This is a genomic window from Terricaulis silvestris (assembly GCF_009792355.1).
Taxonomy (GTDB): domain Bacteria; phylum Pseudomonadota; class Alphaproteobacteria; order Caulobacterales; family Aquidulcibacteraceae; genus Vitreimonas; species Vitreimonas silvestris.
Genome location: NZ_CP047045.1, coordinates 1,452,501 through 1,470,190, shown reverse-complemented (window position 1 = coordinate 1,470,190; position 17,690 = coordinate 1,452,501). Strand labels below are relative to the sequence as shown.

The following is a 17,690-nucleotide window of genomic DNA, read 5'->3' as shown; positions in this document are numbered from 1 at the left end:
GCGTAAAATCGCGCACACCGCGCGTGGACGCGGCGCTCGCGCTGGCCGTGTCTGACTTGGTTCAGCCCACCCCATCTGTGCACACGCACCGCCCCCCGGCGGGTCCTTTGCCCAATTGAGGCGAAGGTTAGGCTGTAATCTTTACGCCGCGCAACCCTGAGGCTCAGCCGTAGCTGCTCAACTGCCCCAGCAGCCGTACGCCACTTCGCGCATCTTGGCGGGGCCGCCTTCGCGGAACGTGTGGGTCTGGTTGTTGACCGTGACGCTCAAGCGATCGGCCGGCTGCACCGCGGCGAGAATCGGCGGGCGCTGCGGAAGATTGATCACCAGGGCGGCTTGTCTGCCGCGGCCGTTTACGCTGGCGGGCACGTTCACGCTCATTGCGCCAATCCGCACCGCAGCTTGCGACGCGCGGCGGCCGGCGCGGCCCAGCGTGTAATCGGTTACAACGATATCGCCCGTCGGCGGACGGCATGTCAGCGTTGCGGTGACGCGGCCGTTGTCGTCGCGCTCGGTCGCCGTCGCGACGCCGGCAGTGTAGGCGTACGACCAACCCGCGCCTTGAGCCGGCGCTACGCTCGGCGCCGCCAGAGCCGTCACGCACACAATCACCGCCAACGATTTCCGCATTCCGCCGTCTCCCACAAAATCACCCTCGGCGCGATTTGCTAGCACGATCGCCGACGGAAACGCGATGGGCTAAGGCCGTTGCGACTTCGTAATCCTCAGCGGACAGCAATTCGCCCTGCTCCAGGTCGAGCAGGAACTTCTTTCGTTCCATACCGCCGCCGAAACCAGTCAGGCTGCCGTTGGATCCGATCACGCGATGGCATGGGATAATTACCGCGACTGGGTTGCGGCCGTTGGCTGCGCCGACCGCGCGCGAGGCGGCTGGGCTGCCGATGACCTTCGCTTGCTGGCCGTAGGTACGCGTCGTGCCGTACGGAATCTTCTGCAGCGCGGCCCAGGCTTTTCGCTGAAACTCAGTACCTTGCGGCGCGACTGGCACGGTGAACGTCTTCAGCTTGCCTTTGAAGTAGGCGTCCAGTTCGCGTTTGGCTTGCTCGATGATCTTGTCGTTGCCCGGTGCGACGGGCGGCAGCGGATGCTTCGGATTCTCGAACTCGAGCTGCGTTAGCGCTGCGCCATTCGATGCCAGCGTGAGCGGGCCGATGGGGCTGTCGTACACTGAACTGATCATGGCCGAATTCCTTTCTTGGCGCCGCGCCGCCACAAGCGGATTGCCGCATAGCCGCGCCACGGCTTTAGGTGTTCGAGCGTCTCGCCCTTGCGGCCGAGCGCGTTGATGAGTGCGATGTCCGTCGCGGGGTACGCGTCGGGATCGCCCAGCGCGCGCATGGCGACGTACTCGATCGTCCACGGCCCGATGCCGGCAATCTCCGCAAGCGCTGCGCGCCCCGACGCGATAGCGCCGCGATCGAGCGGAAGCTTGCCGCTGCTCGACGTGACCGCGAGGCGGTGCAGTGTTTCCGCGCGTTTTAGCGGCAGTCCGATCTTGGCGATGGCGGCGGCGCCGGCATTGGCAAGCGTGGGTGCATCAGGGAAGGCGCGGTTGAGCCCCTCGGGTCCGCGTTCGAGCGTCGCGCCAAATTTGGTGACGAGGCGATCCGTCAGCGTGCGCGCACCGGCGACGGTGACTTGCTGGCCCAAGACCGCGCGAATGGCTGTTTCAAAGCCGTTCAGCGCACCTGGAATGCGCACGCCTGGCTCGCGTTTGATGTCCTTGGCGAGGCCGGCATCGGTGGAGAGGTGCGCGTCCACCGCCGTCATTTCCGCATCGAGATCAAAAGCGCCGCGGACGTTGGCGACGAGTGGGCGCAAGTGCGGCGCTAGATTTTCAGAGAGCGTGAGCATCAGCCCCTTCGGACCCATGCCGATCTCTATCCAGCCCAGCGCGTCGCCCATTTTCAGCGTGCGTGCGTAGGTCTTGGCGCCGCCGAGTTCGACGCCCGGCAGTGCGCGCGTGCGCAGGAATTCCGCGATCGAGGCGATGTTGTAATCGCCGCGCGGGCTTAGGCTCACGGTGAAAGTCTCACCGCGCGCGATGGTTTTGCGGCCGCGCATCTTCGACGGCGGCGCGCCGTAGCGATCTTTCATGGTGGCGTTGAAACGGCGGAGCGAACGGAAGCCGGCGGCGAAGGCGATCTCGGTGACGGGGAGCGCGGTTTCGTTGAGCAGCCGCCGTGCCGCGAGCAGACGCCCGGTCTGTGCGATCTCGATGGGGCTGGCGCCGAACTGGGCGTTCATCACGCGGCGGAGATGGCGCGAAGTGACGCCGAGGCCGTCGGCCAACGCTTCCAGGCCCTGCTCCTCCAGCGCGCCCGCTTCGATGCGGGCGTAGGCGGCGGCGGCAAGGCGCGCTGGGGCGTCGATCGGTGCGAGGCCTGGGGCGCGTTCGGGGCGGCAGAGTAGACAGGGGCGGAAGCCGGCGGCCTCGGCGGCTGCGGCGGAGGGCCAAAAGGTGCGGTTCTGTGGCTTCGGCGTGCGGGCCGGGCAGATGCAGCGGCAATAGATGCCGGTGGAGGTGACGCCGACGTAGAAGCGCCCGTCGAATCGGCGGTCCTTGGCCTCACAGGCGGCGTGGCAGGTTTCGGCGTCCAAGCTCATGGGCGGAATATGGGGCGAACCGACCGGAACGTCTCGCCGGATTCGGACATATATGTGCATCGCCGTGGCGCGGCCCTTCACCATACTGCAGCCAAAATGCCCGCGAGGCGCGTGATCGCGTGCACTTGAAGGCGCGCGCCGCTAGTGTCCAACTGTCCAAAATGGCGTGGCGCGTTAACCGGTTCAGCGCCGCAGCAGGAGCCGCGCATGCGCGCTTTCAGTGCAACTCTGATTTTCGCGAGCGTGATGCTGGCCGGTGCGCCAGCGCATGCGCAGGTCGGCCACCAGCGCGCGCAGTGCGCCAACCAAGGCGGCACGTATTCGCGCGAGGATCAGATCCGCGCCTGCACGTCGGTGATCCAGTATGGCAGCGTCAACGCCGAGGGTTTGGCGATCGCCTTTAACAATCGCGCCAATGCCTATCGCGGCCAGGGCGAACTTGACCGCGCGCTGGCCGACTACGATCAGGCCATCGCGCTCAATCCGCGCTATGCCAACGCTTTCAACAATCGCGGCATCACCTATCGCGCTCAACGCAACCTGACGGCCGCCATCGCCGACTATGATCAAGCCATCGCGCTCGAACCGGGTTTTGCCAACGTATTCAACAACCGTGGCAGCGCCTATGGCGACCAAGGCGATCATGCCCGCGCGATCTCTGACTACGATACTGCAATCCGGCTCAATCCGCAGTTCGCCAACGCCTACAACAATCGCGGCAATGCTTATCGCGCGCAGGGTCAGCACGATGCGGCAATCCGCGACTACACGCAGGCGATCGCGATCAACCCGGACTACGCGGGCGCCTACAACAATCGCGGCAAAGCTTACCGCGCCATGGGCGACATGACGCGTGCGCTGGCGGACTTCGACCGCGCGCAAACGCTCGATCCGGATAACCCGGCGTTTGCGGCTTTCGGGCTCTAAGCAGGTTGGAGCGCGGGGCTTCAGCCCCGCTTGAATACAAGCGCCTCGCTTAGTGAAGAAGTGCGCGCCTGAAGGCGCGCGCTCCAACCTGCGAAGATCTGGGCTCTAGGCAGCCGCCTTCGCGTTCAGCGCGGTGTAGCGCTTCAGGTGATAATCGACGTTGCCGAACGTGGCGTCCAGCATGGTCACGCGCTTGAAGTAGTGTCCCACGCGCATTTCGTCGGTGACGCCCATGCCGCCGTGGGTTTGCACCGCGGCTTGGCCGACGAAGCGCGCTGCTTTTCCGATCGAGACTTTCGCGGCGGAGACGGCCTTGGCGCGCTCGGCGTCGCTCTCGCCGAGTTTGATCGTGGCCAAAAGCGCCATGGAGACGCTTTCCTCGGTGGCGATAAACATGTCGACCAGGCGGTGCTGGATCACCTGGAATTCGGCGATGGCTTTGCCGAACTGCTTGCGGGTCTTGGCGTACTCCTGCGTCGAAGAGGTCATCATCCGCATGCAGCCAACGGCTTCACTGCAGTAGGCGGCGTTGGCTTCGTCGACGAGACGTTCGACCAGCGGCAGCGCGCCATCGGCCGCGCCGATCAGGTTGGTGGCGCCGACGCTGACGTTTTCGAAATACACTTCCGAGGCGCGCGTGCCGTCCATGGTCGGGTAGTCGCGCGTGGTGACGCCCTTGGCGGTCTTCGACACGAGGAAGAGCGAGATGCCCTTTGCATCGCGCTGGCCGCCGGCGGTGCGCGCGGTGACGAGGAAGTGATCCGCTTGCGGGCCGCCGAGCACCACCGCCTTCTGGCCGTTCAGCACGTAGCCCGCGCCGTCCTTCTTTGCGGCGGTCGAGACATCGTTCAGCGCCCAGCGGCTCTTGGGTTCGCCTTGCGCGAAGGCGATGACACGCTCGCCGCCGGCGATGGCGGTGAGGTGTTCGTCTTTCTGCGCGTCGCTGCCGGCGTATTTGAGCGCGCCGCCGCCGATGACGACGGTCGGCACATAGGGCTCAACGATGAGCGCCCTGCCGAATTCCTCGGTGACGACGCTGACATCGATCGCGCCGCCGCCCAAGCCGTCGAAATCTTCCGGCAGCGGTGCGGCAAGTAGGCCGAACTCGGCGAACGTGGCCCAGTTCTTTTTCCAGGCGTCTTCGATCTTCAGCGCTTCGCGGCGCTTGTCGAAGTCATACTGCTGCGCCGCCCACTTGGAGAGCGAGTCACGAATTGCGTTCTGTTCGTCGGTGTAGTCGAAGTTCATCGTGCAGTTCCTTACTGAACCAGGCGTGTGCGGCGCGAAGCGATCCACCATTCGGCGATCGCGATGTTAGGCACCCAGGCGAGCCAGGCGATCCATTGATAGGCGGTGACGAAATCGATGCCGGCGATCTGCGGCGGGATGAGATAAAGCCGCAGAGTCACAGCGGCGAAGGTGAGTGCGAACGAGCGCACCATCCAATTTTTGTGTTCGTCGTAATCGCGCTTCACCGCGGCAGCACGCCAGCCGAAGGCGTTTACCCAGAGCCAGAGCAGCGCCAGCATGAGAAAGCCCGACGCCGCGATCGGTCCGGCAGCGGTGAAGGGCGCGAGCAGACCGCCGGAGATGCCGCCAACCAAGCAGGCCAGGATGTATGTGCGCCCGATCCAGTGATGCAACACGCGCGCGCGGCGGCGGATCAGTTCTAGAAATTGCAGCGGGCCGAGCAAAAGAGCGATACCCGAGGCGCTGGCATGGATCATCAGCACGCGCATGCCCATGCCGTTGTCTTCAACGACGGGCGGCGCCTGTGTGCCGGCCAGGTACGAGATCCCATACGCGGCGATTCCGAGCGACAGGAACGCCATCAGCCCCCAACCAAGAGCGCCGAGCCAACGCGGCGCGGCAGGCGCTGCGTTGGCGGCGATGGTCACAGCCCCAGCACCATCTTCGCGATAATGTTGCGTTGGATTTCGTTGGAGCCGCCGTAGATCGAGGCTTTGCGCCAGTTGAAATAGATCGGCGATGCGGCACGCGAATAATCGGGGCCGACCGCGAACTCGTTGCCCTCGCCCAATTCGCGCGTGTAGGGCTGCGCGTAATTGCCGACGGCTTCGAGCGTCAGCTCAGTGAGGCGCTGCTGGATTTCGGTGCCTTTGATCTTCAACAGGGAGCTTTCAGGGCCAGGGCCCTTGCCGGCGTGTTCGCGAGCGAGGACGCGGAGTTCGGTCATTTCCAGCGCGGAAAGGTCGATCTCGAGTTCCGCGAGCTTGCGCTGGAAGTCTTCGTCCTCAATCAGCGGCTTGCCGTCGTCGCCGATCTCGGCTTTGGCGATGCTCTTCAGCTTTTCGACATTGCGCTTGGAGCGCGCCACGCCGGCGATGCCGGCGCGTTCGTGCGCGAGCAGGAATTTGGCGCAGGTCCAACCCTTGTTTTCTTCATAGATGCGCTGATCGACCGGGACTTTCACGTCCTGCAGGAAGACGTCGTTCACTTCGTAACCGCCATCGAGCAGCTTGATCGGGCGGACGCTGACGCCGGGCGACTTCATGTCGATCAGCAGGAAGCTGATGCCTTCTTGTTGTTTGGCGCTTGCATCGGTGCGGACGAGGAAGAATCCCCAGTCGGCGTGTTGGCCGAGCGTGGTCCAAGTCTTCTGGCCGTTGACGACGTAGAAATCGCCTTCGCGCACGGCTTTGGTTTTGAGCGAAGCGAGATCGGAGCCGGCGCCGGGTTCGCTGTAGCCTTGCGCCCACCAAACGTCGCCTTTGAGGATGCCGGGCAGGAAGCGCTCTTTCTGTTCCGGCGTGCCGAACGTGTAGATGACGGGGCCGACCATCGAGACGCCGAACGGCAGCGGCGGAATGGTTTCGGCGCGCGCGTTCTCTTCAAGCCAGATGTAGCGCTGCGTCGCGGTCCAACCGGTGCCGCCGTATTCCTTCGGCCATGCGGGCGCGGACCAGCCCTTCTTGCCGAGGATTTTGTGCCAGGCGAGGAAGTCCTCTTTCGAGAGATCTTCGCGCAGGCCTTTGCCTTTAACTTGCGCCGGATAGTTCGCGTCGATGAACGCGCGCACTTCGTCGCGGAACGCGATTTCTTCCTGCGAAAAATTCAGATCCATGATGTCGGCCCACGCGCGTTGATCGCGCGTGCACGACTATAAGGCGCCGCGAGGGCCTATCAACTGAGCGTCGGGAATTCGCTTACCGCTACGGCGCCGCTCGGCAGGTGCGCGTGATGGCGCCGGGGCCGGGTCCACGACTTCGCGCTCGGCGACGGTGGGCCGGGCGATGGTGGGCGAGGCGGGCGCTTCGACCTGCTGTTGCGCAGAACGGCGCGCGTCGTCGAGCTGACATTCGGTGGTGTCTTCGGTCGCGAACGCCATCGGCGCCGTCGCCACCGTGAAAACACCGGCGAGAACCCAGACCTTCATGTCACGTCCCTCCCCGCGTGTGGCGCCCCGCTCCCGAGCCGACAGCACGCTTTCTCTAAGCCCTTAGACCGCCTCGGGCGAGTCCGCACCCGTCGCCAGCTGTGCGCCGGCGCAGGAAGGCTGACTGATCATAGACACGTTCGCGTCCGCAGCGCTGTTCACAGCATTGCGAGCAATGTCGCGGACCTCGGCCCGCGCCTGAGCGGCCGTCGCGGCCGGCTGCAAGCGCGCCTCGGTGTTGAGCTGGTATTTCACCTCGGCCAGTTCGGCGTCTGGGCGAGCGATGTCTTGGTAGGCCGTGCAGCGGACGGCGGACAAAAACTGGTCACCGGACATTTGCGGGCCGCTGGCGCCGACCGCGAACGGCACGGCCACGGCGGCGGCGACGCTGGTGGCGATAAGAGCGAAACGCATTGAAAACCCTCCAACAGAGCAAAGTTTGGCGTCTGTTCACCTTGAGATGCGGCCGGATCAGCTTCCGGATGCGTTCTGTCCGCGAATTCAGACAGATATCGATATACGATATTCTTTATCGAGAGTCAACGTGAATTTATCGAAATTCGATACGGATTCTACTGAGGCGATTGCTCTCACGAATTCAGCGTCTTAGCTCTTCGACATGGATCGGCCGATCGTCTCCACCCCTTGCATCAAGCTCTGCGCCGTCAGCGGCGCGACCGGGCTTTGCATCGGCTGTGGGCGCACGCTGGCGGAGATCGCTGGCTGGGGCGGGATGGATGAAGCCCAGCGGAGGACCATCATGGAAGAGCTGCCGCAGCGTTTGGCCGCGGCGCCACCGGTCAGCTGAGCGCCTCGCGCAGCATGTTGAGCGCGACAAGGGCCAGCAGCCCGGCGAAAGCGCGCTTCAAAGTGAGCTGAGGCAGGCGATGCGAAAGCCGCGCGCCAACCGGCGCGGTGATCGCGGTCAGCGCCGCCAACGCGAGTAAGCCGGGCACGCTAACGAAGCCCAGCGAATACGGCGGCAAGCCTTCGCGACCCCACCCGGCCACCACGTAGCCAAGCGTGGCCGGCAGCGCGATCGCGGCGCCAAAGCCGGACGCCGTCGCTACCGCGCGATGGATCGGCCGACCGCACAGCGTCATCAACGTGACCCCGAACGCGCCACCGCCAATCCCCATCATCGCTGAGAAGAAACCGATGCCGCCGCCAAGGGCTGCGCGCGGCGCGCCGGTGGGCATGGCTTGCGCGACGCGCCAATCCGGCGTGCCCAAGCCCATCTGCGCCGCGATCAGCAACAGTCCCGCGCCGAACACGATGAGCAACACCTCCGTTGATGCGAACCCCGCGGCAACCGCGCCGAGCAACGCGCCGACGGTGATCCACGGCGCCCAGGCTTTCAGGATGTCGTAGTCGACTGCGCCGGCCTTTGTGTGCGCGGCGAGCGATCGCCATGATGTCGAGATGATGGTTGAGAGCGAAGTGCCGACGGCCACATGCATGCGAATATCTTCGGGCACACCAAGCGCGGTGAGCACGAAATAAAGAGCGGGAACGACGACAACGCCACCGCCGATTCCGAAAAGACCGCCGACAAATCCCGCTAGAAGGCCCGCACCGATCAGGCCGGCGGCGAACCAGACGAGTTCGGCGCTCATGCCGCGAGCGCAGCGGCTTGGTTCATTTCATCGAACGCCGCGCGCACAACCTCGACACCCGCGCCACGGCGCACGCCGCGCTCGGAGAGCACGCGACGCCAAATCCGGCCGCCGGGCCGCGCATTGAACAGGCCGAGCATGTGCCGGGTCATCGCGTGCAAGGCTACGCCTTCCGCGAGCTTCGTTTCGATGTACGGCAGATACGCAAACGCGGCCTCTTCGCGCGTGCACGACGGCGCGGCGGTGGCGAACACACGCTCATCGACGTCGAGCAAGGTCGCCGGCTGCTGATAAGCCGCGCGGCCGAGCATGACGCCATCGACGCCGTGCTGTTCGGCGAGCGCGTGATCGAGGTCTTTGAGGCCGCCATTGAGGATGATCTCAAGGTCAGGACGATCACGCTTCAGCTGGCGGACAAGTTCGTAATCCAGCGGCGGCACGTCACGGTTTTCTTTCGGCGACAACCCGTCGAGCCAGGCCTTGCGCGCATGCACGACGAAGGTGCTGCATCCCGCGCGCGCTGAAGTATCGACCAGTTCGTAAAGCGCATCGCGTGGCTCTTGGTCATCGACGCCGATGCGCGACTTGATCGTGACTGGGATGTTCGGCGCCGCCTCTTGCGCCGCACTCCAGAGCGCCGCCACCAGCGCCGGCTCGCGCATCAAACATGCGCCGAAGCGTCCGGCCTGCACGCGGTCAGACGGGCAGCCGATATTGAGATTGATCTCGTCGTAGCCGAACGCCGCGCCGATGCGCGCGGCTTCGGCCATCTTCGCGGGATCGCTGCCGCCAAGCTGAAGCGCGACGGGATGCTCGACGTCGTCGAAGCCGAGCAACCGTTCGCGATCGCCGTGGATGATGGCGTCCGCCGTCAGCATTTCGGTGTAGAGCAGTGCGTGCTTTGTCAACGCGCGATGGAACGCCCGGCAATGCCGGTCGGTCCAGTCCATCATGGGGGCGATGGAAAATCGGCGGTCGAGCTGCTTCATCTGTGGCGCTGCTTCGGGCAGCCGCGCGTTTGGGTCAAGCCATGACGCCAGCTAGACGCGGCCGGTCACCGGAACGAGCGCGCCGGTGACGGCGCTGGCTTCGTCTGATGCGAGGAAGAGCATGACGTGGGCCAACTCGGCGGGCTGCACCCATTTGGCTGGGTCAGCCATGGGCATGTCGGTGCGGTTCTGCGGCGTGTCGAGGATCGACGGCAGCACCGCGTTGACGCGCACTTGGCCTTTGAGTTCAGCGGCGAGGCTTTCGGTGAGCTTCATCACGCCCTGCTTCGATGCCGTGTAAGCGCCGACGCCCGCTTCGGCTTTGAGCGCGCTTGCAGCGCCGACATTGACGATGGCGCCACGCGCTTCGATCAGATGCGGCAGCGCGGCTTTGCTCGCCGTCAGCGCTGTTTTGAGATTGAGCGCGAACATGCGCTCCCAGGTGGCGACGTCGCCGTCGCTCACGGTTTCCCAAGCGAAGCCGCCGGCAATGTTGAGCAAGGCGTCGATGGCGCCCGTCGCCGCGCGGACCGACTGCATAGCACGCGTCGTGGCCTTGAGGTCCGTCAGGTCCACAGCGATCGCCAGGTCCGGCGCGGTGACGCTTTGCGCGCTGACCTTCACATCAAGCATTGCCACCCGCGCTCCTTGCTGCGCGGCCAGATCGGCCGCGGCACGGCCCAGCACGCCAAACGCGCCGGTGATGACGATGGTCTTGTCGCGCATTCGAACGCCTCCGGGCGTTCTTCTAGCGGGCTCTCAGCGCCTCTGCATCCGAAACCGCATTGGCCGGCATCCAACTAGGGAGACGAGATTGTCTCGTCTGCCTTATGCCTACCTTGGCGGCGCGGCTTCGGCCGCCCGCCTTTTCTTTAGCTGCGGGCCTTCATTTCCTGCATCACGCGCTGGGCGTAGGCGCGGCTCACCGGCACTTCGTCACCGCTTTCGAGCACGGCCATAAGCCGCCCATTGGCGTCGCGCCGCACGGACTTGAGGCGCTTCCAGTTCACGAACGCCGAGCGGTGAACGCGCAGCATCATGTTGGGATCGAGCTTTTCTTCGAGGTGAGACATGGTTTCCCGATGCAGAAGCGTGCGCCCTTCCCAGTAAAGTCGCACGTAGTCGCGCTCGGCTTCGATGCGTTCGACGTCCGCAACTGGAACGCGCAAGAAGCGACCGCGATCGCGGATCCAGAATTCTTTTTCGTAACGCGGGCCCTCGCGCTCGTCAGACTCCTTCTTCAGCGCTTCGAGCACGGCTTGCAGTTCTTCGGCGCGCCGGCCGGCGTCCTTCGAGGCGAGACGTTCGCGCGCGCGATCGAGTGCTGAGGCGAGACGTTCGAATTCCACCGGTTTGACGAGATAGTCGACCGCAGAGGTTTGGAACGCGCGGACTGCGTAGGATTCGAACGCAGACACGAAGATCACGGCGGGACCACCAGAATCCTCGACGGCATTCGCGACTTCGAAGCCGTCGGCCAGGGGCATCTTGATGTCCAGCAGCACGACGTCGGGGCGTAGATCGCGCATGAACGTGATCGCTTGCGCGCCATCGCTCGCCGAGCCGACGACTTCGACGTCCGGTATATCTTGCAACGCCAGCTTGATGCGGCGCAGCGCTAACGGTTCGTCGTCAGCTAAGAGCAGGCGCAGGGGTTCTGCCGACACGGTCTTCCTCCAATGGTAGCCATATATCCACGCGACACCCGTTGGGGTCGCGATTGCGCGCGGTTAGGCCCGCGCGTTCGCCGTAGATCAGTTCAAGCCGCTCGCGTGCGTTGGCGAGGCCAACGCCGCGCCGCGCGCGCACGTCACCGTTGGGCGGCAAGCCTGGCCCGTCGTCTTCGATACAGATGCGCAGCAACTCGCCGTCGCGCCGCGCCGACACGTCGATGCTGCCGCCTTCGACGCGCGGCGTGATAGCGTACTTGATCGCGTTCTCGAGGATAGGCTGCAGGATGAGGCTCGGCAGCCGCGCGGTCTCGAGCCCCGGCTCGATGTTGAAATTGACCTTGAGCTTATCGTCAAAGCGGGTGCGTTCAATTTCCAGATACTTGCGTTGCGCTTCCAGCTCAGCGGCGAGTGCTGCGAGTTCGGTTGGCTGGCGATCGAGCGAATACCGTAAGAAACCCGCGAGCCTGAGAATCATGTTCTCGGCCTGCTCGTTGCGTTTCTCCAGCACCAGCGTCGAGATCGCGTTCAGCGTGTTGAACAGAAAATGGGGATTGATCTGATAGTGCAGCATCTTGAGCTGCGCATCGTACGCCAACGCTTGCGCACGAGAGACGGCGCGCGCCTGCGCCATGGTCTCGAAGTGGTAGCCGAGCAGCGCTTGCGTCAGCCCCCACAGCGGCAAGGCCCAGCCGAACTGGAAGAGGTAGATCACGAAAGGATACGGCTCTGGTGAGAAACCAGCGAGCGCGAGTGGCCAGGCCTGCTCGCTCCATTGCGTGATCGGTGCAACCGCGAGCGCGCCCAGCACCAGCGCTAGATTGCGCGCCCAGTTGGAGCGGCTCGCCCGCGGGCCGGCGATCAACGCCAGCAACACGCCCGTGAGCACAAAATAGCTCGCCACCACGAGCACACGATTCAGCAGATACGGGAAGTCTGTGACATCATCTGGCGGGTCCGCGGCGGCGGCGGCGGTGCGGACGGCGAGATAGACCAACCAAAACGCAACGTGCGCGCCCCAGCGCGTCCATGCGGGATGGTCGAGGAGATCCCTCGCCATGCTCACCGCACGCTCGTCCCCATCTGCCTGTCGTGTCATCCAGCGCCAGCCTAACGACTTAGCGCATGTGCTTGGAATGACCCAATGCAGCTCACGCCGTTCGTCGTACACACACGTCGGTTCGTCGCGGTTTCTTAGCTGGTTTGCGCAGACGCCCGTTCCGTCCCGACCTGCGTAGGCGAGCGGCTTTCAGTGCGGTTCGCAAGCTCAAAAGCGTATTCGCTGAACACTTCTTCGAGAGGCGCGATGGCGAGATGCGCCTTCTTCGCCAATAACGCGACATCGCGCGAGAGGCCCGTCTTCGGCTTTTTCATCAGAGGCCAACGCAGCGCCGTCATCTCAAGGCCCGCGCGCCACACTAGTTCATGCATCGTCGACATCGAGAGCCAGCGCGCGTGCTCGAGATTGGCCATGACATAATCCGCCTCGGCGATGAACGCGAACGAGCGTGTTGTGAGCTGAAGCTCGCGATTAGAAGTTTGGCACGAGGTTGCGCAATGGACGGGGGACCAAGTCTCCACGTGAGCGCCTTAAGTCTTTGCGATCGACTTTGCGTTGCTGGCGCACGCCGCTGAACGCATCTCGCACGTGGCGCTCAAAGCCGCTACGCAAACGTTTCACCTTGGCTTTGGAAGCACCTTTGTTCCAGGTTTCAACGTAATCCGACTGTTGTACCGGCCTTTGGGTGAGTGAAACAGATTCGCCGATCTTCCTCGTCAGCACCATGACGTGTAGTTGATCTCGGCTGGTGATATCGACACGTCTTCCCAGTTCCTTCGGCGAGCGCACTTCGTACCACAAATCAGGCGTGCCTCCAGGCGCGACGAACACGCGAGTTCCGTCGAAGCCGCGCTCAGCTGCATAAACTTGGAAGAAGAGCTCGGGTGAAAATTGATAGAAGCCATGGCCTACAAAATTGTTGCTCGGGAGCATGTGCAAGATGAAGGCGCCAGGGCGTGCAAGCATCGCAACATTGTCCAGCGCCACAGGCACGTTGAATACGTGCTCAATCGTGCCGAAGTCAGCAACAAGCGAGTAGCGTTCAGGGATTGTGATCGGTGTATTCATGTCATGAATGATGTCGGCATGCTCATAGTCCGACGCATCAATGGATTGTATGACGCCAGCGCCGAAAGCAATCTTCAAGAGCGACTCGCAATAACCGTCGCCCGGCGTCCCCGCTAGCTGGGTTGCCAAATCACCGCGCCCGCGATCGCGAAAAAACTGTTCGACGAAAGGCATCTCCACGTCGAGCCTCTGGCGCCCAATCGTGATCACGCGTGAAAAATCGGCGCCGCTTACGCGCGCCAAACCCAACAGACCCAGAGCCTCTTTGCTGACACCCACGCAGCGACCTCCACCCAGGCGAAGACCTGGGATGCCATTTGGGCTTCTTACGACGCGAAGCAGACTATGTCGCGCACTCATGCAACTCGCGTTGCGGACGGCTCCAAAACGCTGTCGCGCCATACGTTGCGGTCAAGGCCGCGCGGCCCTCTCCGCCTTGGCGCGCAAACCGGCGGTCAATGGGCTTGTGAGGACGAAACTTGGCCTACGCAGCGCTCTTCGCGACGTCGGACGCCTTCGGCGAGCGGCTTTCGCGGGGCTGCGCAAGCTCAAAAGCGTATTCGACGAACACGTCTTCGATAGGCGCAATGGCCAGGAGACATTCCTTGCCGAAAAGCGCCAATGTGCGCGCGAGGCCTGTCTTCGGCTTCTTCAGAAGCGGCCAGCGCAGGGCGGAAAGTTGCAGACCGGCGCGCCATGCAAGTTCGTGCATGTTGGAGATCGACACCCAACGCGTATGCTCGAGATTGGCCATGACGTAACGCGTGTGGCGCTCGCTGCGGTGGCGGCGGAAACGCGGCGCGAACGGGTTCGGCGTCGTCAGCAGAATGCGGCCGTCCGGTTTCAGATGGCGCTTTGTGAAAGCGAGCAACGCGACAGGATCGTTCACGTGTTCGATCACGTCGCCGATGAATACGCGATCGAAGCGTTCGCCGAGATCGGCGTCGCTGGTGGCGTCGACGCAACGGAAGTCGAAGCCCTTGGCTTTGTAGTGCGCGCAGAGTTCGGGATTGATCTCGACGGCGACGGCCTTCTTCGCGACTCGCACAATGCGGCCATGCTCCCAGCCCTCCTCCGAATAGAAGGCGACGTCATGCTCGCCGGCGCCGATGTCCAGGACATCCTGGCCACGGCAGAAATCGAGGATCATATCCATGCGCGTAACGCGTTCGACGCGCGTGATGGAGCGCAGAAATTCGTCCATGCGCATGGTGGCGGCACGGTTTGTCGGATCGGAAGAAAGAGAACGCCACTCGATCATGCGTGTGATTTTTCCAGCTCGGCCGTGAGTTTGCGCCAGAACGCTTCGGCGCCGCACGCGGGCCTGAGCGCCGCGCGGCCCTTCTCAGCTTTGGCCCGAAGGCCGTCAAGATCGGCCAAGGCCGCGCGCATGGCGGCGGCGAGCGCGCTTGCGTCGCCAAACGGAAACAAATCGCCGTAGGCGCCATCGGCCAAGGCTTTGCGATTGCCGGGGTTATCTGCGGCAATGATGGGGACGCGGTGATCCATCGCTTCTTGGAGGAGATACGGCAGGCCTTCCCATTGCGATGGAAGGACGAGGATGTCGTTGCGGTGGAAGTGAGCGAGCGGCGCTGTGAGCCATCCAGGGAAGGTGGCGTTTACGCCCGAGCTCGCCGCTGCCGCGCGCAGCTCGGCATCGAGCTCGCCTGCGCCGATGAAGCGAATTTCGGTGCGTGCGCTTAGAAGTGCTGCGGCGCGGAGCAACGTCAGCGGGTCCTTGGTCGGCGTGAAGCGCGCGACGAAATTAAAGCGGGGCGCAGCGCCTGTAGCGAGCGGTACGGGTTCTGACGCAACATAAGGGTTGCCGAGGAGCGCAACGCGGGTGCTCGGCAAGCCGGCTTGCACCAGCGCGTGCTGCGTGTCGTTCAGCGTGATGACGAGATCGGTTCGGGCTTTGTGTTTGAACTTGTCGGAGTGGCAGGGCGTCGCGAAACGTGCGCGCGGGAAGAGACGCTTGAGCGCGGGCAGCGTGAGATCGCTATGGACGATGACCAGGATGTCTTCGCCGGCGGCGCGCTGTTCTATGGCGCTGCGGAGCGCGCTCAGTAGCGGCAGCACGCCGGCGAGCGGCGACGTGAGCAGCGACGGCGCTTCGATTACATCGTTGCCCTGTTCGCGCAGCGTGTCGGTCGACGGACCGGAAAACAGAACGGCGGAGCGTACGCCGACGGCGCGAAACATACGCTCGTAGTGCGCGACCGCTGTTGCGATGCCGCCGCGACCTTTCACCACCGCTGCCTGCAGCACGAACATGCGCGCTCCGATTGTACGACAACGGCCCCGCCGTCGCCAGCGGGGCCGTCGTGTTTGGGTGCGGGAGTAGGATTTGAACCTACGACCTTCAGGTTATGAGCCTGACGAGCTACCGGGCTGCTCCATCCCGCGGCAAACTTCAGTTCTTCTAACACAAACGGCCGCTTTTTATGGCGGCCGCTTAAGACGGCCGAGGCCGTTACATTGTGATTGAGGGTTCTAAGGATTTTTCGATTTTCACACGGATCCAGCAGACCCGGCAGCGACCTACTCTCCCACGCCTTAAGACGTAGTACCATCGGCCCTGGGGGACTTAACGACTGAGTTCGGGATGGGATCAGGTGGGGACCCCCCGGCATAGCCGCCAGGTCGGCAAGACCCGCGCGAAAGCTCTTGTACAAGACAAGAGAAGACATCGTCTGTTGCGTTCAAATTTTATCGTGGTCGGGCGACGCAATCGTCGCCGTGCATGAACAATGACCGTTCAAGCCGATTGAGCGATTAGTACTAGTCAGCTTCAAGCCTCGCGGCTCTTCCACACCTAGCCTATCAACGTAGTGGTCTACTACGGCTCTCAAGGGAAACCTAGTTTCGAGGGGGGTTTCACGCTTAGATGCTTTCAGCGTTTATCCCGTCCGCACTTAGCTACCCAGCTGCGCTCTTGGCAGAACGACTGGTGCACCAGAGGTGCGTTCATCCCGGTCCTCTCGTACTAGGGACAAATCCTCTCAAGTTTCCAACACGCACGGTAGATAGGGACCAAACTGTCTCACGACGTTCTGAACCCAGCTCACGTACCACTTTAAATGGCGAACAGCCATACCCTTGGGACCTGCTCCAGCCCCAGGATGTGATGAGCCGACATCGAGGTGCCAAACCGCCCCGTCGCTATGGACGCTTGGGGGCGATCAGCCTGTTATCCCCGGAGTACCTTTTATCCGTTGAGCGATGACCCTCCACATACGGGATCACCGGATCACTATGACCGACTTTCGTCTCTGCTCGACCCGTCAGTCTCGCAGTCAGGCAGGCTTATGCCATTGCACTCAACAACCGATGTCCGACCGGTTTGAGCCTACCATCGCGCGCCTCCGTTACTCTTTGGGAGGCGACCGCCCCAGTCAAACTGCCCGCCACGCTGGGTCCCGGATCCGGATAACGGATCGCGGTTAGACGTCACCGAAAATTAGGGTGGTATTTCACTGGTGGCTCCCCTCGAGCTGGCGCCCAAGGTTCAAAGCCTCCCACCTATTCTACACAAACCGTCGATAACGCCACAGCGAAGCTGCAGTAAAGGTTCACAGGGTCTTTCCGTCTAGCCGCGCGTACCCCGCATCTTCACGGGGAATTCAATTTCACTGAGTCTATTGTGGAGACAGCGGGGAAGTCGTTACTCCATTCGTGCAGGTCGGAACTTACCCGACAAGGAATTTCGCTACCTTAGGACCGTTATAGTTACGGCCGCCGTTCACCGGGGCTTCGATTCAAGGCTTGCACCTCTCCTCTTAACCTTCCGGCACTGGGCAGGAGTCAGACCCTATACGTCGCCTTGCGGCTTCGCAGAGCCCTGTGTTTTTGATAAACAGTCGCCACCCCCTGGCTTGTGTCACTGACGTTCGCTTGCGCGAAATCAGTCCCTCTTCTTCCGAAGTTACGAGGGCAATTTGCCGAGTTCCTTCACAATAGTTCTCTCAAGCGCCTCGGTATACTCTACCTGACCACCTGTGTCGGTTTCGGGTACGGTCTATGTTGGGGCTATTTCCTGGAACAACTAGGCTGCGCTCGGACACCAACTGCCTCACACAACTTCCGTCATTCGTCACACACCAACTGGCGCACGAATATTTACGTGCTTCCCATCGACTACGCCTTTCGGCCTCGCCTTAGGAGCCGGCTAACCCTGCTCTGATTAACATTGAACAGGAACCCTTGGTCTTTCGGCGACAGAGTCTCTCACTCTGTTTGTCGTTACTCATGTCAGCATTCTCACTTCCGATACCTCCAGCAAACCTTACGGTTCACCTTCACAGGCTTACGGAACGCTCCGCTACCGCTCAGTAT

The 17,690-nt window shown here is 62.9% G+C and carries 19 protein-coding genes, 1 tRNA gene and 2 rRNA genes (1 of these 22 only partly in view); 2 read left to right on the top strand and 20 right to left on the bottom strand.

Going from position 1 to position 17,690, the window contains the following annotated elements:
- Positions 1-177: 177 nt before the first annotated feature.
- The 3 genes from DSM104635_RS07400 to DSM104635_RS07390 are packed head-to-tail and all read right to left on the bottom strand — an operon-like array spanning position 178 to position 2,628.
- Positions 178-630 carry a hypothetical protein gene (locus DSM104635_RS07400; protein WP_158765591.1) on the bottom strand — a complete coding sequence of 151 codons (453 nt, stop codon included), beginning with the start codon at positions 628-630 and terminating at the stop codon, positions 178-180.
- A gap of 19 nt (positions 631-649) precedes the next feature.
- A complete protein-coding gene (locus DSM104635_RS07395; protein ID WP_158765590.1) occupies positions 650-1,201 on the bottom strand; it encodes a methylated-DNA--[protein]-cysteine S-methyltransferase in 552 nt (183 codons plus the stop codon).
- Positions 1,198-2,628 carry an AlkA N-terminal domain-containing protein gene (locus DSM104635_RS07390; protein ID WP_158765589.1) on the bottom strand — a complete coding sequence of 477 codons (1,431 nt, stop codon included), beginning with the start codon at positions 2,626-2,628 and terminating at the stop codon, positions 1,198-1,200. Before DSM104635_RS07390 ends, DSM104635_RS07395 begins: the two co-directional genes overlap by 4 nt.
- A gap of 207 nt (positions 2,629-2,835) precedes the next feature.
- Between DSM104635_RS07390 and DSM104635_RS07385 the strand changes: the two genes are divergently transcribed.
- Positions 2,836-3,555, top strand: a complete 720-nt coding sequence (locus tag DSM104635_RS07385; RefSeq protein ID WP_158765588.1) for a tetratricopeptide repeat protein — start codon at positions 2,836-2,838, stop codon at positions 3,553-3,555.
- Positions 3,556-3,660: 105 nt separating this feature from the next.
- On the opposite strand, the gene DSM104635_RS07380 is transcribed toward DSM104635_RS07385, so the two are convergent.
- From DSM104635_RS07380 to DSM104635_RS07360, 5 genes are all read right to left on the bottom strand, one after another.
- Complete coding sequence (locus DSM104635_RS07380; protein ID WP_158765587.1) at positions 3,661-4,803, bottom strand: acyl-CoA dehydrogenase family protein; 1,143 nt, start codon at positions 4,801-4,803, stop codon at positions 3,661-3,663.
- Between the two features lie 11 nt (positions 4,804-4,814).
- Complete coding sequence (locus DSM104635_RS07375; RefSeq protein WP_158765586.1) at positions 4,815-5,453, bottom strand: DUF2306 domain-containing protein; 639 nt, start codon at positions 5,451-5,453, stop codon at positions 4,815-4,817.
- Complete coding sequence (locus DSM104635_RS07370) at positions 5,450-6,640, bottom strand: acyl-CoA dehydrogenase family protein (protein ID WP_158765585.1); 1,191 nt, start codon at positions 6,638-6,640, stop codon at positions 5,450-5,452. The genes DSM104635_RS07375 and DSM104635_RS07370 overlap by 4 nt, the downstream gene beginning before the upstream one ends.
- 36 nt (positions 6,641-6,676) lie before the next feature.
- Positions 6,677-6,952 carry a hypothetical protein gene (locus DSM104635_RS07365; RefSeq protein ID WP_158765584.1) on the bottom strand — a complete coding sequence of 92 codons (276 nt, stop codon included), beginning with the start codon at positions 6,950-6,952 and terminating at the stop codon, positions 6,677-6,679.
- A gap of 63 nt (positions 6,953-7,015) precedes the next feature.
- A complete protein-coding gene (locus DSM104635_RS07360; RefSeq protein ID WP_158765583.1) occupies positions 7,016-7,366 on the bottom strand; it encodes a hypothetical protein in 351 nt (116 codons plus the stop codon).
- 205 nt (positions 7,367-7,571) lie between these two features.
- Between DSM104635_RS07360 and DSM104635_RS07355 the strand changes: the two genes are divergently transcribed.
- Positions 7,572-7,760: a DUF1289 domain-containing protein gene (locus DSM104635_RS07355; RefSeq protein ID WP_158765582.1), complete on the top strand. Its 189-nt coding sequence runs from the start codon at positions 7,572-7,574 to the stop codon at positions 7,758-7,760.
- On the opposite strand, the gene DSM104635_RS07350 is transcribed toward DSM104635_RS07355, so the two are convergent.
- The 12 genes from DSM104635_RS07350 to DSM104635_RS07295 form a co-directional block, all read right to left on the bottom strand.
- Positions 7,753-8,568, bottom strand: coding sequence for a sulfite exporter TauE/SafE family protein (locus tag DSM104635_RS07350; protein WP_158765581.1), 816 nt, complete (start codon positions 8,566-8,568; stop codon positions 7,753-7,755). The two genes, DSM104635_RS07355 and DSM104635_RS07350, sit on opposite strands and share 8 nt — an antisense overlap.
- The gene (dusA, locus tag DSM104635_RS07345; RefSeq protein ID WP_158765580.1) at positions 8,565-9,557 is read right to left on the bottom strand and encodes a tRNA dihydrouridine(20/20a) synthase DusA; all 993 of its coding nucleotides are present in this window, start codon (positions 9,555-9,557) and stop codon (positions 8,565-8,567) included. Before dusA ends, DSM104635_RS07350 begins: the two co-directional genes overlap by 4 nt.
- Positions 9,558-9,608: 51 nt before the next feature.
- The gene (locus DSM104635_RS07340; RefSeq protein WP_158765579.1) at positions 9,609-10,283 is read right to left on the bottom strand and encodes an SDR family NAD(P)-dependent oxidoreductase; all 675 of its coding nucleotides are present in this window, start codon (positions 10,281-10,283) and stop codon (positions 9,609-9,611) included.
- Positions 10,284-10,429: 146 nt separating this feature from the next.
- A complete protein-coding gene (locus DSM104635_RS07335; protein ID WP_158765578.1) occupies positions 10,430-11,224 on the bottom strand; it encodes a LytR/AlgR family response regulator transcription factor in 795 nt (264 codons plus the stop codon).
- Positions 11,190-12,287: a sensor histidine kinase gene (locus tag DSM104635_RS07330; RefSeq protein ID WP_158765577.1), complete on the bottom strand. Its 1,098-nt coding sequence runs from the start codon at positions 12,285-12,287 to the stop codon at positions 11,190-11,192. Before DSM104635_RS07330 ends, DSM104635_RS07335 begins: the two co-directional genes overlap by 35 nt.
- 134 nt (positions 12,288-12,421) lie before the next feature.
- On the bottom strand, positions 12,422-12,700 hold the full coding sequence (locus DSM104635_RS07325) for a hypothetical protein (RefSeq protein WP_158765576.1): 279 nt from the start codon (positions 12,698-12,700) through the stop codon (positions 12,422-12,424).
- 58 nt (positions 12,701-12,758) lie between these two features.
- The gene (locus DSM104635_RS07320) at positions 12,759-13,634 is read right to left on the bottom strand and encodes a class I SAM-dependent methyltransferase (protein WP_158765575.1); all 876 of its coding nucleotides are present in this window, start codon (positions 13,632-13,634) and stop codon (positions 12,759-12,761) included.
- A 205-nt stretch (positions 13,635-13,839) separates the two neighbouring features.
- A complete protein-coding gene (locus tag DSM104635_RS07315; RefSeq protein ID WP_158765574.1) occupies positions 13,840-14,616 on the bottom strand; it encodes a class I SAM-dependent methyltransferase in 777 nt (258 codons plus the stop codon).
- Positions 14,613-15,629, bottom strand: a complete 1,017-nt coding sequence (locus tag DSM104635_RS07310; RefSeq protein WP_158765573.1) for a glycosyltransferase — start codon at positions 15,627-15,629, stop codon at positions 14,613-14,615. Before DSM104635_RS07310 ends, DSM104635_RS07315 begins: the two co-directional genes overlap by 4 nt.
- A 55-nt stretch (positions 15,630-15,684) precedes the next feature.
- Positions 15,685-15,761, bottom strand: a tRNA-Met gene (locus tag DSM104635_RS07305).
- Between the two features lie 122 nt (positions 15,762-15,883).
- Positions 15,884-15,998 (bottom strand): 5S ribosomal RNA (rrf, locus tag DSM104635_RS07300).
- A 111-nt stretch (positions 15,999-16,109) separates the two neighbouring features.
- Positions 16,110-17,690 (bottom strand): 23S ribosomal RNA (locus DSM104635_RS07295); it runs 1,209 nt beyond the window's last position.

What these genes read in the sequence shown, in the direction of transcription:
- DSM104635_RS07340 (WP_158765579.1), bottom strand. Translation starts at nt 10,283, where the DNA reads ATGCGCGACAAGACCATCGTCATCACCGGCGCGTTTGGCGTGCTGGGC.
- DSM104635_RS07330 (WP_158765577.1), bottom strand. Translation starts at nt 12,287, where the DNA reads ATGGCGAGGGATCTCCTCGACCATCCCGCATGGACGCGCTGGGGCGCG.
- DSM104635_RS07395 (WP_158765590.1), bottom strand. Translation starts at nt 1,201, where the DNA reads ATGATCAGTTCAGTGTACGACAGCCCCATCGGCCCGCTCACGCTGGCA.
- DSM104635_RS07360 (WP_158765583.1), bottom strand. Translation starts at nt 7,366, where the DNA reads ATGCGTTTCGCTCTTATCGCCACCAGCGTCGCCGCCGCCGTGGCCGTG.
- DSM104635_RS07315 (WP_158765574.1), bottom strand. Translation starts at nt 14,616, where the DNA reads ATGATCGAGTGGCGTTCTCTTTCTTCCGATCCGACAAACCGTGCCGCC.
- DSM104635_RS07380 (WP_158765587.1), bottom strand. Translation starts at nt 4,803, where the DNA reads ATGAACTTCGACTACACCGACGAACAGAACGCAATTCGTGACTCGCTC.
- DSM104635_RS07355 (WP_158765582.1), top strand. Translation starts at nt 7,572, where the DNA reads ATGGATCGGCCGATCGTCTCCACCCCTTGCATCAAGCTCTGCGCCGTC.
- DSM104635_RS07385 (WP_158765588.1), top strand. Translation starts at nt 2,836, where the DNA reads ATGCGCGCTTTCAGTGCAACTCTGATTTTCGCGAGCGTGATGCTGGCC.
- DSM104635_RS07365 (WP_158765584.1), bottom strand. Translation starts at nt 6,952, where the DNA reads ATGAAGGTCTGGGTTCTCGCCGGTGTTTTCACGGTGGCGACGGCGCCG.
- DSM104635_RS07325 (WP_158765576.1), bottom strand. Translation starts at nt 12,700, where the DNA reads ATGGCCAATCTCGAGCACGCGCGCTGGCTCTCGATGTCGACGATGCAT.
- DSM104635_RS07400 (WP_158765591.1), bottom strand. Translation starts at nt 630, where the DNA reads ATGCGGAAATCGTTGGCGGTGATTGTGTGCGTGACGGCTCTGGCGGCG.
- DSM104635_RS07370 (WP_158765585.1), bottom strand. Translation starts at nt 6,640, where the DNA reads ATGGATCTGAATTTTTCGCAGGAAGAAATCGCGTTCCGCGACGAAGTG.
- DSM104635_RS07390 (WP_158765589.1), bottom strand. Translation starts at nt 2,628, where the DNA reads ATGAGCTTGGACGCCGAAACCTGCCACGCCGCCTGTGAGGCCAAGGAC.
- DSM104635_RS07310 (WP_158765573.1), bottom strand. Translation starts at nt 15,629, where the DNA reads ATGTTCGTGCTGCAGGCAGCGGTGGTGAAAGGTCGCGGCGGCATCGCA.
- DSM104635_RS07350 (WP_158765581.1), bottom strand. Translation starts at nt 8,568, where the DNA reads ATGAGCGCCGAACTCGTCTGGTTCGCCGCCGGCCTGATCGGTGCGGGC.
- dusA (WP_158765580.1), bottom strand. Translation starts at nt 9,557, where the DNA reads ATGAAGCAGCTCGACCGCCGATTTTCCATCGCCCCCATGATGGACTGG.